This is a genomic window from Nocardiopsis sp. LOL_012 (genome assembly GCF_048060475.1).
Taxonomy (GTDB): Bacteria; Actinomycetota; Actinomycetes; order Streptosporangiales; family Streptosporangiaceae; genus Nocardiopsis.
The window spans coordinates 12,480-29,185 of record NZ_JBHMIV010000034.1; the positions used below are offsets into that span (position 1 = coordinate 12,480).

The following is a 16,706-nucleotide window of genomic DNA, read 5'->3' on the forward strand; positions in this document are numbered from 1 at the left end:
AGGCCCCGGCGTCCTTCCGGCCCCGCCGGGACGGTGTGTCCCACGCCTCCCCACGGCGGGAATGCGATACCCCACCCGTTAGGTTGGGTATTAAGTGCAAGCGCGCTTCGCGACCGCCGATCCGCGGCCGGAAGGCACCCGGTCCGGACGGGGCGAAGCCACATGAACAGATCCTGAGGAGTCACCGTGTCGCTGCCGCCGCTGGTGGAGCCAGCCGACGAGCTGACCGTGGACGAGGTGCGCCGATACTCGCGGCACCTGATCATCCCGGACGTGGGGATGGACGGGCAGAAGCGCCTGAAGAACGCGAAGGTCCTGGTCGTCGGTGCCGGCGGTCTGGGTTCCCCGGCGCTGCTCTACCTCGCCGCCGCGGGGGTGGGCACCCTCGGCATCATCGACTTCGACGTCGTGGACGAGTCCAACCTCCAGCGCCAGATCATCCACGGGCAGAGCGACGTCGACCGCCCCAAGGCCGAGTCCGCCCGAGACAGCATCAAGGAGGTGAACCCCAACACCGAGGTGGTGCTGCACCTGGAGCGGCTGGAGTCCGACAACGCCCTGGACATCTTCCGCGACTACGACCTGATCCTGGACGGCACCGACAACTTCGCCACCCGCTACCTGGTCAACGACGCCTGCGTGCTGCTGGACAAGCCGTACGTGTGGGGTTCGATCTTCCGCTTCGACGGCCAGGTCAGCGTGTTCTGGAACGAGCACGGGCCGCAGTACCGCGACCTGTACCCCGAGCCGCCGCCGCCCGGGATGGTCCCCTCGTGCGCCGAGGGCGGTGTGCTGGGCGTCCTGTGCGCCTCCATCGGCTCGGTCATGGTGAACGAGGCCATCAAGCTCATCACCGGCATCGGTGAGCCGCTGGTCGGCCGCCTGCTCATCTTCGACGCCCTGGAGATGACCTGGCGCGAGGTGAAGGTCCGCCGTGACCCCGACACCGAGCCGGTCACCGAGCTCATCGACTACGAGGCGTTCTGCGGCGCCGTGTCGGAGGAGGCCACCGAGGCCGCCGCCGACTCGACGATCACCGCCGGCGAGCTCAAGGCGCTCCTGGACAAGGACGAGGACATCTTCCTCGTCGACGTCCGCGAGAAGAACGAGTACGAGATCGTCAGCATCCCCGGCGCCACGCTCATCCCCAAGGGCGAGTTCCTCAACGGGAAGGCGTTCTCGCAGCTCCCGCAGGACAAGCGCATCGTCCTGCACTGCAAGTCGGGCGTGCGCTCGGCCGAGGCGCTCGCCGCGGTCAAGAACGCCGGGTTCTCCGACGCCGTGCACGTCGGCGGCGGGGTCCTGGCCTGGGTCAACCAGGTCGACCCGAGCCTGCCCACCTACTAGTCCCGTTCGCGCCCGGGAACGGGAATCCGAAGCGTGTGCGAGGGCGCCGGGGGTCCGCCTCCGGCGCCTTTGCCGTTCCTTGGGTGCCCCCGGTGGCGGTGAACGGGTACGAACCCCCACACGGGCCTCCCGGAGGAACGGGGACGGCCCGCCGCTGGAGGGGGAACCATGCGTGAACAGGCACGCCGGACCGACCTGGTGACCGTCGTGGCCGGACTAGCCCTGGCCGTGGGCTGGATCTGGCACCAGATGGGCGGCCCCGGCGCGGTGGCCATGCTCTTGCTCGGACTGGCCGCTCTGGTGGGAGCGATCTTCTCCCTGACCCGCCCGGCCGCGATTTCCGGGGAGCTCGGCGTGATCGCGGCCGGGGTGATGGCGATCGCGCTGCCCTGGGCCTTCGGCTTCACCGACAGCCCTGTCGCCGCTCTGACGTCCTGGGCCTGCGGGGTCGTGATCACCGCCGCGGGGGCCTACGGCGTGGTCAGGGCGAACCGGACGCGCCGGAGCAACCCCGAACTCGCCTGGAGCGCGCACCGCAACGAGGTCCCGGGTGTGAGCCGCACCTGACCGGGGCGTAGGGCGCCGCGGCCCTCAAACCGCAGAGGGCCGGGGTTCGCCTCAGGGAGAACCCCGAGCCCCGGGTTCTCCCTGGGGCGAACCTCGACGACGCGGGGACCGGTCCCGGCCACGGATCTGAGCCCCGCACCGGTGCCCCGCCGATGGTCTAGCCTCGGGCGGGTGCGCGACGACGAAGCCCCCTCCGGCCCCGACGAGTACACCGACGACGTCCTGTCCGTGGTCGAGCGGATCCCGCCCGGCCGCGTCATGTCCTACGGCGACATCGCCGAGTACGTGGGCCGCGGCGGTCCACGGCAGGTCGGCGCGGTCATGTCCGCGTGGGGCGGCGGCGTCCCCTGGTGGCGCGTGGTGCGCGCAGACGGCCGCCCGCCCTCCGGCAACGAGGTGGCGGCGCTCTCCCACTACGCCGCCGAAAGCACCCCCATGCGCCCCGGAAGCGACCGCGTGGACATGCGCGAGGCCCGCTGGGACGGCGTTTCCTGAGTCCCCGGACCTCCCGCGTACCGGCGGTTCCAGGGCGGAGAACACGCGAAACGGGCCGAGAAGGTCTCTGCCTTCTGGTGAACTGTTGACGTGGACTTTGCCCGATACCGACTCGTGCGGCGCGCCCACCGGGCGCAGCCGCCGCCGGTGCTGGACGACAACCAGCGCCGCGTCGTCGAACACCCGGGCGGCCCCCTCCTCGTGCTCGCCGGCCCCGGGACCGGCAAGACCACCACCATCGTGGAGGCGGTGGTGGACCGGGTGGACAACCGCGGCGTGGACCCCTCCCGCATCCTGGTCCTCACCTTCAGCCGCAAGGCCGCCCAGGAACTACGCGAACGCATCACCGCCCGCCTGCGCCGCACCACCCGCGAACCCCTGGCCCTCACCTTCCACAGCTACGCCTACTCCCTCATCCGCCGCGAGTTCCAGAACATGGGCGACCTGCCGCCCCGGCTGCTGTCCGGCCCCGAGCAGCTCATGGAGGTCCGCGAACTGCTCGCCGGAGAGGCCGCCGACGGAGCGCACGGCTGGCCCGAACGGCTGTGCCCCGCACTGGAGACCCGCGGCTTCGCCGAGGAGCTGCGCGACTTCCTCATGCGCGCCCAGGAACGCGGCCTGGGCCCCGCCGAACTGGACCGGCTGGGCCGCGAGCGCGGCCGCGACGACTGGGAGGCCGCCGCCGGGTTCCTCGACCGCTACACCGGCCGGTTCGACATCGCGCCCGTCCCCACGCTCAACTACGCCGAACTGGTCCGGGTCGCGGCCAACATGCTCTCCGACCCCGAACTCCAGGAGCGCGAGCGCGCCGCCCGCGAGATCGTGTTCGTCGACGAGTACCAGGACACCGACCCCGCCCAGGAACAGCTCCTGCGCGCCCTGGCGGGCGACGGCCGCGACCTCGTCGCCGTCGGCGACCCCGACCAGTCCATCTACGGCTTCCGCGGCGCCGAGGTCGACAACATCCTCCAATTCCCGCACCGCTTCCGCGCCGCCGACCGCTCCGAGGCGCCGGTCGTGGCCCTGCGCACCTGCCGCCGCAGCGGCAGCGCGCTGCTGGCCGCCTCCCGCGGCCCCACCCGCCGCCTGCCAGCCGTCCGCTCCGCCGGGGGACGCGTCAACGAGCACCGCGACCTGGTGCCGGGCGAGGACGTCCCCGAGGGGCAGGTCCGGCTCCTCATGGCCGACAGCGCAGCCCAGGAGGCCGCGGTCATCGCCGACACCCTGCGCCGCGCGCACCTGATCGACGGCGTCCCGTGGTCGCACATGGCGGTCCTGGTCCGCTCCTCCACCCGGCAGCTCCCTGCCCTGCGCCGCGCCCTGACCGCGGCGTCCGTCCCCGTCGCCGTGGGCGCCGACGACCTGCCCATCGCCGCCGAACCGCTCGTCCGCCCCCTGCTCGAACTCATCCGCCACGGCCTGTCACCCGACGGACTCGACGACGACGCCGCCCGCGAACTGCTCACCAGCCCCTTCGGTGAGGCCGACACCGTCCGGCTGCGGCGCCTGGTGCGCGCCCTGCGCCGCCTGGACCTGGACCGGGTCGCCAGCGAGGGCGGGGACCACCGCCCCGCCTCCCGACTGCTCGCCGACGCCCTGCGCGACCCCCGCGAACTCGCCCTCGTCGACCCCGAGATCGCCGCCCCCGCCACGCGCGTGGCCCAGGCCCTGGCCACCGTGCGCACCCTCGACGCGCGAGGAGCCGACGCCGAACAGGTCCTGTGGGAGCTGTGGCGCGCCAGCGGGCTCGCCGACCGCCTGCTGCGCGCCAGCCTGTCGGGCGGCCGCCGAGGTGCCGCCGCCGACCGCGACCTGGACGCCGTGGTCGCCCTGTTCGAGAGCGCCGCGCGCTACTGCGACCGGCTGCCCCCCGGCACCCCCGCCGGGTTCCTGGAGGACCTCGCCGCCCAGGAGATCCCCGGCGACAGCATCGCCGACCGCGCACCTGACGGCGAGGCCGTGCGCATCCTCACCGCCCACCGCTCCAAGGGCCTGGAGTGGGGGCTGGTCGTGGTCGCAGGGGTCCAGGAGGGCACCTGGCCCGACCTGCGGCTGCGCGGCTCGCTGCTCGGAGTGGAGGAGCTCGTCGACGCCGACGCGCACTCCGCCGACTCCACCGGCGCAGCCCTGGCCTCCAAGCTCCTGCACGAGGAGCGGCGCCTGTTCTACGTCGCGCTCACCCGCGCCCGGCACACCCTGGTCGTCACCGCCGTGGGCGGCGAGGACACCGACGAGCGCCCGTCCCGCTTCATCGGCGAGATGGGCCTGGGCGACCCCGAACCCGTCAGTACCGGCCTGCGCTGGCTGTCCCTGCCCGCGCTCGTGGCCGACCTGCGCTCGGTGGTGACCGACCCCGCCGCACCCGAACCGCTGCGCGAGGCCGCCGCCGCGCACCTGGCCCGCCTGGCCGAGGAGGGCGTGCGCGGCGCGGACCCCGCCGAGTGGTACGCGCTGACCCCCTTCACCGACGACGCCCCCCTGGCGGGGGAGGAGGACACCATCCGGGTCTCCCCCTCCCAGGTGGAGAGCTTCACCCGCTGCCAGTTGCGGTGGCTCCTCGAACGCGCGGCGGGCGCCTCCTCCGGCGACGCCGCCTCCGCACTGGGCACCGTGGTGCACGCCGTCGCCGTCATGGTCGCCCAGGGCAGCTCCGCGCAGGAGATCGGCGAGGGCATGGACGAGATCTGGTCCGACCTGGACTTCGGCGCGCCCTGGCAGTCCGGCAAGCAGCGCGAGCGCGCCGACGAGATGGTCCGCAGGCTCATGGACTGGGACGCCGCCAACGACCGCGAACTCGTCCTCACCGAGGAGGGGTTCAAGGTGGACGTGGGCGGGATCGAGATCACCGGCCGCGTCGACCGCCTCGAACGCGACGGCGACGGGCGCGCCGTCGTCGTCGACATCAAGACCGGCGGGACCAAGGCCGACGACCTCGCCCGCCACCCCCAGCTCGGCGTCTACCAGATGGCGGTGCTCAAGGGCGCCTTCGCCAAGCTCGGGCTGGGCGAACCGGGCGGCGCCAGCCTCGTCCAGGTCGGCGCGGCCGCCTACACGCACAGGGCGCGGGAGCAGCCCCAACCCCCGCTCGGGGAGGACCCCGACCCCGCCTGGGCGGAGAACCTCGTCCGCGACGTCGCCTCGGGCATGGGCGGGTCCCGCTTCCAGGCCATCCGCAACGCGGGGTGCGGAGCGTGCGCCGTCCGTGCCTGCTGTCCCGTACAGGACGAGGGACGCCATGTCTGAGCTGTGTCCATGGTCCCTCGCAGGCTCGGGACGGTGCTCGCGGCGTGGAGGACCGGCCTCTTCGCCGCCCGCCCGCCAGCCCACCACCACCCTCAACGGACGGCCTCCGGCCGCGGCCTTCCCTGCCCGCCAGCCCACCACCACCCTCAACGGACGGCCTCCGGCCGCAGCCCCTCCCGGCTCGTTCCTCGCCGCGGCTCGGCTCGTCTCGCAGAAGCCGGTGCGCCCCTCGCGCTCCCCCGCCCGCCGTCCCCGGCATCACTCTGAGAGCCGCCATGTCTGAGACCATCCTCCCCTCCCCCTCGGCCGAGGCCGACACACCTCCCGTCTTCCCCCGGCTGACCCCGGCCGAGCTGGCGCGCCTGCTCGGACAGCCCGAACCCACGCCGGAGCAGTCCGCGGTGATCTCCGCGCCCCTGGAGCCCGGCGTGGTCATCGCGGGCGCCGGGTCGGGCAAGAGCGAGACCATGGCCTCCCGCGTCGTGTGGCTGGTCGCCAACGGGCACGTGCGGCCCGAACAGGTCCTCGGCCTGACCTTCACCCGCAAGGCCACCGCCGAACTCGCCGAGCGCGTGCGCAAGCGCCTAGACCAGTTGCGTGCCACCGAGCAGTTGCCCGAGGAGGTCCTGGACGGCGAACCCACCGTGTCCACCTACAACGCCTACGCCGGGCGCATCGTCGGCGACCACGCCCTGCGCGAGGCGGTCGAGCCCACCTCCCGCCTGCTCAGCGAGGGCCAGTCCTGGCAACTGGCCTCCCGCGTCGTGGGCTCCTACGACGGCCCCATGGACCTCATCACCGTCGGGGCCGACACCGTGACCCAGCGGGTCCTGCACCTGTCCGGCCAGATCGCCGACCACCTGAGCAGTCCCGACCGGGTGCGCGGCATCGGCGCGTGGATCCGATCCCAGGTGGACGCGCTGCCCAAGAGGCCCGCCAAGGCCACCCGCGACCTCGTGGACGCCCAGCGCCGCCGCGAACAGCTCCTGCCGCTCGTGGAGCGCTACGAGCACGCCAAGCACGTCCGCGAGGCCATGGACTTCGGTGACCAGATGGCCCTGGCCGCGCGCATCGCCGAGAACCACCCCGAGGTGGGACTCGTCGAACGCGGCCGGTTCCGCGTCGTCCTCCTGGACGAGTACCAGGACACCAGCCACGCCCAGCTCGTCCTGCTGCGTGCCCTGTTCGGCGAGGGCCACGCCGTGACCGCAGTCGGCGACCCCTGCCAGTCCATCTACGGATGGCGGGGCGCGATCGCCGCCAACCTCACCCGCTTCCCCACCGACTTCCCCGTCGCCCCCGGGCGGCCCGCGCCGGTGCGGCTGCTCTCCACCAGCTTCCGCAACGGCGAGCGCGTCCTGGCCGCCGCCCAGCACATCGCCGAACCGCTGCGCGAGGAGGCGCCCGAGGTCCCCGTCCTGTACCCGGGACCGGCCCGCCGGGGGCGCGGTACCGTGCTCGGCGCCCTGTTCGCCACGGAGACCGAGGAAGCGGAGTGGATCGCCGACCAGGTGCGCGAACTGGTCGAGGCGAGTCCGGGCCAGGCAGGCGGCTCCCACATCGCACCGGACTTCCTGCCCTGGCCCGACGGGGAGTCCGGCGGCGGCACCGACGGCCGGGTCGGCCCGGGCGACGTCGCCGTCCTGTGCCGCAAGCGGGCCCAGTTCCCGCCCCTGCGCGAGGCACTGGAGGCGCGCGGCATCCCCGTGGAGGTCGTCGGCCTGGGCGGCCTCATGCTCGTCCCCGAGGTGCGCGACATCATCGCCACCCTGCGCGTGGTCCACGATGCCTCCGCCGGAAACGAACTCGCCCGGCTGCTCACCGGCCCCCGCTGGCGGCTGGGCCCCCGCGACCTCGCCGCCCTGGGCAGCCGGGCCGCCGAACTCGCCCGGAACACCCGCCGCGACCTCACCGCCGACGAACCGGAGCAGACCCCCGACGACGACCTCCTGCGGCGCACCGTCCTGGACCTGACCGCCGAGAGCGGCAGCCTCGTCGACGCCGTGGACGACCCCGGACCCGCCGAGCACTACTCCGAGGCCGCCTACGAGCGCCTGGGCCGTCTGGCGGAGGAGCTGCGCTCACTGCGCACGATGCTCGGCCAGCCCCTGCCGGACCTGGTCACCGAGGTCGAACGCATGCTCGGACTCGACATCGAGGTGGGTGCCCGCAGCGGGCGCGAACCCCTGTCGGCGCGCGCGGACCTGGACGCCTTCGTCGACCACGCGGTCCGCTTCGTCGGCAACAGAGAGGACCCCACCCTGGGTGGCTTCCTCGGCTACCTCAACGCCGCCGAGGAGAACGAGAGCGCGCTGGCGCCGGGCGAGCGCGTCGGCGGCTCCGACAGCGTCAAACTCATGACCGTGCACGGCGCCAAGGGGCTCCAGTGGCCCGTGGTGGTCGTGCCCGGACTCAGCGGCGGAACGAGGGCGCCGCTGTTCCCCGCCAAGGCCAGGGACGCGCTGGCCTGGGTGAGGGCCGAACACCACCTGCCCTACCCGTTGCGCGGTGACCGGGCGAGCCTGCCCGAACTGGCGGGGGTGGCCAAGAGGGACATCGACGCGTTCAAGGAGGCCGAGCAGGCCCGCCACCTCATGGAGGAGCGGCGGCTGGCCTACGTGGCCGTCACCCGGGCCTCCTTCGCCCTGCTGTGCACCGGCCACTGGTGGGGCCGCACGGGCGGTACGCCGCGCGGCCCGTCGGTGTTCCTGGAGGAGGTCCGCGACGCGTGCGGGGCCGGGGCGGGCCGGATCGTCCACTGGGCGCCGCCGCCGGACCCGGAGGCGACCAACCCGCACCACGACGAGGACGACAGCGCCGTGTGGCCGCCCGCCCCGGAGGAGGAGGCCGCGCGGGCCGCCGAAGCGGGGGAGGAGCCGCCCGCACCAGCCCGCAGGCACGCCGAGATCCTGGCGGGCGCCGCCCTCGTGGAACGCGCCAGGCGCCGCCTGCGCTCGGGGGAGGCCCCCGCCGAGGGGGAGCCGGCACCCGCGGGACTGCGCCGACGCCTCCAGGGCTGGGAGCGCGACACCGCGCTGCTGCTCGGCCACCGCCGCGCCGCCGAGGAGGCCCGGCGTGAGGGGCCGGTCCAGGTGGAGCTGCCCGACCACCTGTCGGTGTCGTCCATGGTGTGGCTGGCCCGCGACCCCTCCGCGCTCGCCCGACAGATCCGCCGCCCGCTGCCCCGCCCGCCCGCGCCGCACACCCGCCGGGGCACCGCCTTCCACACCTGGCTGGAGCGGCGGTTCGGCGCCAACGCCGTGCTGCTGGACGAGCTGCCCGGCGCGGCCGACGAGACGGCCGGGGAGGACGATGACCTGGCCGAGCTGCGGCGCCGCTTCGAGGAGAGCGAATGGGGCGCGCGGATCCCGGTCGAGGTGGAGACGCCCTTCGAGACGGTCATCGGCGACCGGCTCATCCGGGGGCGCATGGACGCGGTCTTCCACGACGCCGCCACGGGCCGCTACGACGTGGTCGACTGGAAGACCGGCCACCCGCCCTCCACCGAGGCCGAGCGCCGTGCGGTGGGCGTGCAGTTGGCCGCCTACCGGCTCGCCTGGGCCGACCTGGCGGGCGTACCGCTGGAGGAGGTCCGCGCCGCCTTCCACTACGTCCGCGCCGGTGAGACCGTCCGCCCCGCCGACCTGCTCGACGCGGACGGCCTCGCCGCGCTCATCGACTCGGTCCCCGAACCGGACTGAGCCCTCAGATGACGCCGAAGACGAACCCGCCCGGCGCGTCGGTGTCCTCGCCGAACAGGTACTCGCGCGCGGACAGGACGAACTCCCGGCGGCTGATGGTGCCGTCGCCGTCGGTGTCCAGTTGCTTGAAGCGGGCCAGCGCGTTCTCGTCGGCGGCGCCGAGGACCTTGGCGTAGGCGGTGTACTCGGCCTCGCTGATGGAGCCGTCGTCGTCGGCGTCCAGGAGGTCGAAGGCGGCCTCGGCCACGCCCTCGGTCATGTTGAACCGGCTCCGGTCCTCGGAGGCCAGGTGCATGGCCGTGACGAAGGAGCCCTTGTCCAGGCGCGCCCCGGTCCGGGTGCCGTGGCGCAGCAGCTCCAGCCACAGCATCTGGTAGGAGGCGTAGATGGCCTGGGCGCGGCGGTCGTCTGGTTCCAGCGCGTAGCCGCTCATGTAGTTGTCGACCAGGCGCTGGTAGTCGTCCCAGGTGACGGCCTCGTCCCTGTCGGTGTCGAGGGCATCGAAGAGCCGTCCGAACCGCTCGGCGATCGCGGGGGAGGGGGTGCTGCTGCGCACGGGTGTTCCTCTCGTCGGGGCAGGGGGCCTCGGATCCTTGTGCCCCCGTCCTCGTTCGAGTCTCGCGCATCCGGAACGGTTCCGTGAGCCCGACCGCGCATCTGTGGACGACGGGGAAGCGCGCACCCCACAGCCGCTGGCACACCCCCGGGCATGCGCCGCGCACCGCCGGGTGTTACTCCTTGAGCAGGGCCGTCCCCGGCGGCCGCCAGAGCCCACCCCGGAAGGACCCATGGACGCCGACCCCACACCCCGCCTGTCCCGTTCCGCGGTCGACCCCGCGGGCCACCTGCGTGCGGACGACACGTGGCTGGACCAGGCGTGGGCGGACCCCCGGACCAGGGTCCTGGCGCTGGAGGGCGGGGACCCGTCCCACCACGGCTGGCGGGCGCTCCTGGCCAAGCAGTCGCGTGCCCTCGTCACCACCGGGGACACGCCCGAACTCGTGCTGACCGGACCGGAGGAGGCCCCCGAGGGCGAGCGGTACCTGCTGGGGGTCGAGGACGGCACCGCCTACTTCGCCGTCCGCTCCCAGGGAGAACTCGCCCCCACCGGCGGTTCCCGCCCCGCGTCCCTGCGCGAGATCGGCGCGATCCTGGGCGACCGCGACACCGGGCTGCTCACCCGGGCCGTGGCGCTCGCCAACTGGAACGCCACCCACGGGTTCTGCCCGCGCTGCGGCTCCCCGACCGCCATGGCCTCGGCCGGGCACGTGCGCGTGTGCGAGCGGGAGGACGTCCAGCAGTTCCCGCGTACGGACCCGGCGGTGATCATGCTGGTGCACCGCGAGCGTGCCGGGCGCGAGGAGGCGCTGCTGGGCCACAACCCCCACTGGCCCGAGGGCCGGTTCTCCGTCCTGGCCGGCTTCGTCGACGCGGGGGAGTCGCTGGAGCAGGCGGTGATCCGCGAGGTGGCCGAGGAGGCGGGTGTCGTCGTGGAGGACCCGCGGTACCTGGCCTCGCAGCCCTGGCCCTTCCCGCGCAGCCTGATGGTGGGCTACACGGCACGGGCGGTCGCCGAGACCGAGCCCACCGACGACGAGATCGCCGAGACGCGCTGGTTCACCCGGGAGGGGCTTGCGCGGGCGGCACACTCCGGAGAGGTCGTGCTGCCCGGGCGGGTCTCCATAGCCCGGACCCTCATCGAGCACTGGTACGGAGGGCCGCTGCCCGGCGAGTGGTGACGGGCCGCACCCCGGTGTCAGTTCACCCCGGGGGAGTCGAGTTCGTCGGGCAGAGCGGTCAGGGGGCTGGTACTGCTCTCCACCACGTCCCGTGCCAGCTCGGCGACCTTGCGGCCCCGGGACCGGGCGGAGGAGCGCAGCCGCTCGAACGCCTCCCTGGGCATCAGCGTGTGCCGCTCCGCCAGGACACCGATCGCCTGTTCGACGACCACCCGCGAATGGAGGGCGTGCTCCAGTTGCGCGACCGTGTGGCGCAGCCGCTCCACCTCACTCGCCCCCTCCGGAGCGCGGCCCGGTGACTGCGTGCGCTGGGCGGGCACCCCCGCCTCGCTCGACAACAGGTCCGCCAGGACCATGGCGCTCACCAGGTCGGGCACCTCCTGCCCGCAGTCCAGACGCCATCCGTTCGGGGTACGGCGCACCACGTCGGTGCTCACCGTGTCGGCGACCGCTATGTCATGAGGCCTCATGTCGTCCCCCAACTCCAACCTCCCCGTCGTCCCTCTTCGTTCACGCCGACCGGGCCGGTCGTCGGACGGTGAGCGGCCGCCACCGGGGCGGCCGCTCCGGGGAGGGGTACCCGCGGTGCGGACCGCGCCCCCGCCACGGCGGGGCACGGTCCGCTCACCGGCCTACGCCAACTCGGCCAGTTTCTTCTTCACCTGAGCGAGCGACGGGTTGGTCATCGCCGCGCCGTCGCTGAAGACCAGCGTGGGCACCGTCTGGTTCCCGCCGTTGACCTTCATCACGAGGTCCGCGGACTCCGGGTGCTCCTCGATGTTCACCTCGGTTCCGGTGATCCCCTCGCGTGCGAGCTGGCCCTTGAGCCGCCTGCAGTACCCGCACCAGGGAGTGGTGTACATCGTGAACTGCCCGTCGTCCGTGTTCGTCATATCGCTCACGTCTTCCCGTCCTGAGATCGTGGGGGTCGGTCCTCCCGTGTCAACACCGGTCGTCCCGAACCGCTTCCCGTGATCTCCCGAACACTTTGTGGGACGCCGCCGGAGCCCGACTGGTTCCGGACTCCGGCGGGTTCGGTCGGAGACGGGCGGTGCGACCGGCCCCGGCCGACACCGATACTTGAGAGACTGTCCCCTCAGACCACCCGACGCCCCCGAACCACCGCAGGAGCAGTATGGACCCCGACCGCCTCCTGGAAGGACTGGACCCGGAACAGACCCAGGCGGCGCGCGCCCTGCGCGGCCCCGTGTGCATCCTGGCCGGAGCCGGGACGGGCAAGACCCGCGCCATCACCCACCGCGTCGCCTACGCGGTCGCCAGCGGCGTGGTCTCCGAACAGCAGATCCTCGCCGTCACCTTCACCGCCCGGGCCGCGGGGGAGATGCGCGGCCGCCTGCGCGCCCTCGGGGCGCCCCGGGTCCAGGCGCGCACCTTCCACTCCGCCGCCCTGCGCCAGTTGGGCTACTTCTGGCCGCAGGTCGTCGGCGGTGAGAAGCCCACCCTCATCGACAGCAAGGCCAGGGTGGTGGCGCGCGCCGCCCACGCGGTCGGCCTACAGCCCGACCGCCCGGGCGTGCGCGACCTGGCCGCCGAGATCGAGTGGGCGAAGGTCACCCAGGTGCGCCCCGAGGACTACGACAAGGCGGCGGCCAAGGCCGGGCGCCAGCCCCCCATGTCGGCGGTGGAGGTCACTCGCGTCTTCGAGTCCTACGAGGAGCTGCGCCGTGAGCACAACCTCCTCGACTTCGAGTCCATGCTCGAACTCACCGCCGGCATGATCACCGAGCACCCGGCGATCGCCCAGAAGGTCCGCGACCAGTACCGGTACTTCGTCGTCGACGAGTTCCAGGACGTCAACCCGTTGCAGAAGCTGCTGCTGGACGCCTGGCTCGGCGACCGCGACGACCTCTGCGTGGTCGGCGACCCCAGCCAGACCATCTACTCCTTCGCGGGCGCCACCCCCAGCTACCTCACGGGGTTCTCGCACCGCTACCCCCACGCCACCGTCGTCGAACTGGTCCGCGACTACCGCTCCACACCCCAGGTGGTGCGGGTGGCCAACCACGTCATCGGGCAGGCGCGCGGCAGCGTGTCGGCAGGCCACCTCACCCTTCGGGCGCAGCGCCCCGACGGCCCCGACGCGATGTACCAGGAGTACGACGACGAACCCGCCGAGGCCACCGGTGTGGCGCGCAAGATCGGCCTCCTCGTCGAACAGGGCACCCCGGCGAGCGAGATCGCGGTCCTGGTGCGCACCAACTCCCAGTCGGCCGCCTACGAGCAGGCCCTGACCGACGAGGGGGTGCCGTTCACGGTGCGCGGCACCGCCCGGTTCTTCGAGCGGCCCGAGATCCGCCAGGCCGTGCACACCCTGCGCGGCGCCCGGCACGGCGCGGCGGGGGAGGAGCCCGAACCGCTGGTGCCCACCGTCCGCCAGCTCCTGGGGCAGCTCGGCCTGGTCGAGGCGGCCCCCGAGGGGCGGCAGGCCCGCGAGCGCTGGGAGTCGCTGTCGGCGCTGGCCCAGCTCGCCGAGGACATGGCCGCCACCGCGGGGCCGGGCGGGCGCCCCGCGACCATGGCCGACTTCGTCGACGAGCTGGACGCCCGCATGGCCACCGAGCACGCACCCGGGTTCGAGGGCGTGACGATCGCTTCGCTGCACGCGGCGAAGGGCCTGGAGTGGGACGCGGTGTTCCTGGTGGGCCTGACCGAGGGCATGGTGCCGATCGTCTACGCCGAGACCGACGACCAGGTGGAGGAGGAGCGCCGCCTGTTCTACGTCGGGGTGACCCGTGCGCGGCGGGACCTGTGCATGTCGTGGGCGCTGGCCCGCTCGCCCGGGGGGCGCCGGACGCGCAAGCCCTCCCGGTTCCTGGACGGCCTGCGGCCCGCCTCCCCGTCCACCTCGGCCCGCCGTGCCGAGCGCCGCCGCGACCGCACGGTGCGCTGCCGGGTGTGCGGCGCGACCCTCGCCGACGCGGCCGAGCGCAAGCTGGGCCGCTGCCTGGACTGCCCCTCGACCTACGACGAGTCCCTGCTGGAACGGCTGCGCGAGTGGCGCCGCTCCACGGCCCTGGAACAGAAGGTCCCCGCATACGTGGTCTTCACGGACGCCACCCTCCAGGCGGTCGCCGAGCAGGAGCCGTCCAGTCTCGCGCAGTTGTCTGCGGTGTCCGGTGTGGGAGCAGTGAAACTGGACCGCTACGGTGATGCGGTACTCGCGTTGGTCGCGGGTGCCGACCCGGCCGCGCTCGCTCAGGACGCGGGGGCCGGGGGCGGCGATGAGGGCGAGGACGGGGAGGAACCGACCCATGAGTGAGGCCGCGATGAGTGAGGCCGCGGACGCCGAGGGCCAGGGGCAGTCCCTGGAGGACCTGTTGAGGGTCCTCGACCTGGAGCGGATCGAGAACGACATCTTCCGGGGCAACAGTCCCGACGAGGGGCCGCAGCGTGTCTTCGGTGGCCTGGTGGCGGGCCAGGCGCTGGTCGCCGCGGGCCGCACCGTGCCCGAGGAGCGCCACGTCCACTCGCTCCACGCGTACTTCATCCGCCCCGGTGACCCGGCGGTGCCGATCGTCTACGAGGTGGACCGGGCCCGCGACGGGCGCTCGTTCACCACGCGCCGGGTGGTGGCGATCCAGCACGGCAAGCCGATCTTCACCCTGTCGGCCTCCTTCCACAAGGGGGAGCCGGGGCTGGACCACCAGGTCCCGATGCCCGACGTTCCGGCGCCCGAGGAGCTGCCGAGCCGGGACGAGCGGCTCCAGGACGTGCTCGGGCGGGTGCCCGGGTTCGTGCGGTGGCACCCCATCGAACTGCGCCCGGTGGGGCCGCTGTCGATCGAGGCGCAGCGCAAGCCGTGGATGCGCACCAACACCAACCCCATCTGGCTCAAGGTCAACGGCAAGCTGCCCGACGACCCGCTCACCCAGGTGTGCCTGATGACCTACGCCTCGGACCTGACCCTGCTGGACACCGTGCTGCTCAGGCACGGCAAGACCTCGGCGGGGGTCGCCATGGCCAGCCTCGACCACGCGATGTGGTTCCACCGGCCCTTCCGCGCCGACGAGTGGCTGCTGTACGCGCAGGAGACGCCCAGTGCCCAGGGTGCCCGGGGGCTGGCCCGTGGGCTGGTCTACACCCGGGACGGGCAGTTGGTGTGCTCGGTCGTCCAGGAGGGCCTGATCCGCGTCATCGACGACGCCTAGGACCCGTGCGCGGCCCGGCCGGTGCGGGGCCGCGCACGGGGGAAGTTCCTCGCACCCGTGGCCGGATACGGCCGTTTTCGCAGGTAGAAAATGGGTTGCCGATCTTCTCGGCCGCCCCGTAGTGTGTACACCGTCGCTAGGACCGCTCTCGGCGCAGGTGCAAGACCCTGCCGCCCGGCATGGAAGGAGGTGCCCTGTCAGATGATCGACTTCACCGCTGTCACAGGCTTCGTCGCCGTTTTCGCCATGCCGTCGGTCCAGGGTCTGCCGACCCGTGCCCAGGGCACCGCCTTGAGCGGTCGTCCCGGCTCTTTCGTCTGGTCCGGCATCTCCGGCGGTACCGGTCTCGGCAGCGCCGAGGGCTGTGTGTACGGCCTCGGCGGGCTGCGTGAGTCGGCGGGACACCCGGGTCTGAAGCCCGAGGCGTCCGCCGTCGAGCGCAACCGCGTCCGGACCGGCCCCGGACTCGCCCTTGAACAAGGCGAGCACGTGGCTGACCGCGCCGAAGCAACCCCGCGCCGTTATGGCGCAGCGGGGCAGTGTCCACGGAGAATCCCGGCCTAGAGCAGCACAGGCCGAGAGTTTCGACCGTGGCCGCGGACCCCGCCCAGGGGCCGCGGCCTTCTTCGTACCTCCGCTCCCTTCCACCGTCCCAGGCGTGGGGAGGGGGAGGCGGCATCGCAGGGTCCAGGTCCCTCCCACCGGACCGGTTCCGGTGGCAGTGAACACCGACCGCGTTGTACGGAAGCGAACAAAGATCTTGGAGGGCACCGATGCTTGCGTCGGTCCTGCAAACGCCCTGGCTGGGTGAGAACGACATCCTCTGCCGCGACGAGCCCGACCTGTTCTTCGCCGAGGCCCCGGCCGACGTCGAGGCCGCGAAGCGGGTCTGCGTCGACTGCCCCGTGCGGGAGCAGTGCCTGGCGGACGCGCTGGAGCGCAAGGAGCCGTGGGGCGTCTGGGGCGGGCAACTGCTCGTCTCCGGCCAGGTGGTGGCGCGCAAGCGCCCGCGCGGCCGCCCCCGCAAGAACCCGGCCCCCGTGGCCGCCTGAGCCCGACCCGCCCCGTACCCCGAAGGACGAGACGATGATCCAGGAACTCATGCGTGTGATCGAGAGCACGGACACCGAACACCGCGAACACCAGGAGCGCAAGCTCGGGGCCCGCTACTGGCGTGCCCGTCAGCGCGAGGAGCGGCTGATGGAGGAGAGGCTCATGGAAGTGGTGCGTCCACGGCTGTGTTGACGCCGGTCCGCGGTGACCTGCGGCGGCGGGTTGACGGGCCGTGACGCGGCGGCGGGACCGGATCGGACCTTTCCGAGGTCACGGTCCGGTCTCGTTTTCGTGGTCCAGTCGCCGTGTCCGGCCTGCTCCGGGGGTCGGTACCGTGTCCTCACGGAGGGAGGAAACCTCCTACACGAAGTGGAATCGGACACACTCGAACG

At 73.2% G+C, this 16,706-nt stretch carries 14 protein-coding genes; 11 read left to right on the forward strand and 3 right to left on the reverse strand.

Features of this window, described 5'->3' with window-relative positions; translation table 11 throughout:
* Positions 1–186 precede the first annotated feature (186 nt).
* From moeZ to ACFHWE_RS19120, 5 genes are all read left to right on the forward strand, one after another.
* Complete coding sequence (gene moeZ / locus ACFHWE_RS19100; protein WP_028648621.1) at positions 187–1,347, forward strand: adenylyltransferase/sulfurtransferase MoeZ; 1,161 nt, start codon at positions 187–189, stop codon at positions 1,345–1,347.
* Positions 1,348–1,515: 168 nt separating this feature from the next.
* Positions 1,516–1,914, forward strand: coding sequence for a hypothetical protein (locus ACFHWE_RS19105; RefSeq protein ID WP_416603044.1), 399 nt, complete (start codon positions 1,516–1,518; stop codon positions 1,912–1,914).
* Between the two features lie 171 nt (positions 1,915–2,085).
* The gene (locus ACFHWE_RS19110) at positions 2,086–2,409 is read left to right on the forward strand and encodes an MGMT family protein (protein ID WP_416603045.1); all 324 of its coding nucleotides are present in this window, start codon (positions 2,086–2,088) and stop codon (positions 2,407–2,409) included.
* Between the two features lie 114 nt (positions 2,410–2,523).
* Positions 2,524–5,652 carry an ATP-dependent helicase gene (locus ACFHWE_RS19115; RefSeq protein ID WP_416603067.1) on the forward strand — a complete coding sequence of 1,043 codons (3,129 nt, stop codon included), beginning with the start codon at positions 2,524–2,526 and terminating at the stop codon, positions 5,650–5,652.
* A 275-nt stretch (positions 5,653–5,927) separates the two neighbouring features.
* Positions 5,928–9,353 carry an ATP-dependent helicase gene (locus ACFHWE_RS19120; protein ID WP_416603046.1) on the forward strand — a complete coding sequence of 1,142 codons (3,426 nt, stop codon included), beginning with the start codon at positions 5,928–5,930 and terminating at the stop codon, positions 9,351–9,353.
* 4 nt (positions 9,354–9,357) lie between these two features.
* On the opposite strand, the gene ACFHWE_RS19125 is transcribed toward ACFHWE_RS19120, so the two are convergent.
* A complete protein-coding gene (locus ACFHWE_RS19125) occupies positions 9,358–9,909 on the reverse strand; it encodes an EF-hand domain-containing protein (RefSeq protein ID WP_416603047.1) in 552 nt (183 codons plus the stop codon).
* A gap of 232 nt (positions 9,910–10,141) precedes the next feature.
* On the opposite strand from ACFHWE_RS19125, the gene nudC reads away from it, so the two are divergent.
* Entirely contained in the window at positions 10,142–11,092 is a 951-nt protein-coding gene (gene nudC / locus ACFHWE_RS19130) for an NAD(+) diphosphatase (RefSeq protein WP_416603048.1), read from the forward strand.
* Between the two features lie 17 nt (positions 11,093–11,109).
* Here nudC and ACFHWE_RS19135 read toward each other — a convergent pair whose 3' ends face one another.
* Both ACFHWE_RS19135 and ACFHWE_RS19140 read right to left on the reverse strand, forming a co-directional pair.
* Positions 11,110–11,562 (reverse strand): ANTAR domain-containing protein, encoded by a 453-nt coding sequence (locus tag ACFHWE_RS19135; RefSeq protein ID WP_416603049.1) that lies wholly within the window; start codon positions 11,560–11,562, stop codon positions 11,110–11,112.
* Between the two features lie 162 nt (positions 11,563–11,724).
* Complete coding sequence (locus ACFHWE_RS19140; protein WP_028648612.1) at positions 11,725–11,985, reverse strand: mycoredoxin; 261 nt, start codon at positions 11,983–11,985, stop codon at positions 11,725–11,727.
* Positions 11,986–12,227: 242 nt separating this feature from the next.
* Here ACFHWE_RS19140 and ACFHWE_RS19145 point away from each other — a divergent pair, with 242 nt between their 5' ends.
* From ACFHWE_RS19145 to ACFHWE_RS19165, 5 genes are all read left to right on the forward strand, one after another.
* Positions 12,228–14,372 carry an ATP-dependent DNA helicase UvrD2 gene (locus ACFHWE_RS19145; protein ID WP_416603050.1) on the forward strand — a complete coding sequence of 715 codons (2,145 nt, stop codon included), beginning with the start codon at positions 12,228–12,230 and terminating at the stop codon, positions 14,370–14,372.
* Positions 14,373–14,379: 7 nt separating this feature from the next.
* The gene (tesB, locus tag ACFHWE_RS19150; RefSeq protein WP_416603068.1) at positions 14,380–15,261 is read left to right on the forward strand and encodes an acyl-CoA thioesterase II; all 882 of its coding nucleotides are present in this window, start codon (positions 14,380–14,382) and stop codon (positions 15,259–15,261) included.
* 201 nt (positions 15,262–15,462) lie between these two features.
* Positions 15,463–15,825 (forward strand): hypothetical protein, encoded by a 363-nt coding sequence (locus tag ACFHWE_RS19155; RefSeq protein ID WP_416603051.1) that lies wholly within the window; start codon positions 15,463–15,465, stop codon positions 15,823–15,825.
* Between the two features lie 209 nt (positions 15,826–16,034).
* Positions 16,035–16,313 (forward strand): WhiB family transcriptional regulator, encoded by a 279-nt coding sequence (locus ACFHWE_RS19160; protein WP_416603052.1) that lies wholly within the window; start codon positions 16,035–16,037, stop codon positions 16,311–16,313.
* 34 nt (positions 16,314–16,347) lie between these two features.
* Positions 16,348–16,506 carry a hypothetical protein gene (locus tag ACFHWE_RS19165; protein ID WP_416603053.1) on the forward strand — a complete coding sequence of 53 codons (159 nt, stop codon included), beginning with the start codon at positions 16,348–16,350 and terminating at the stop codon, positions 16,504–16,506.
* Positions 16,507–16,706: the final 200 nt, after the last annotated feature.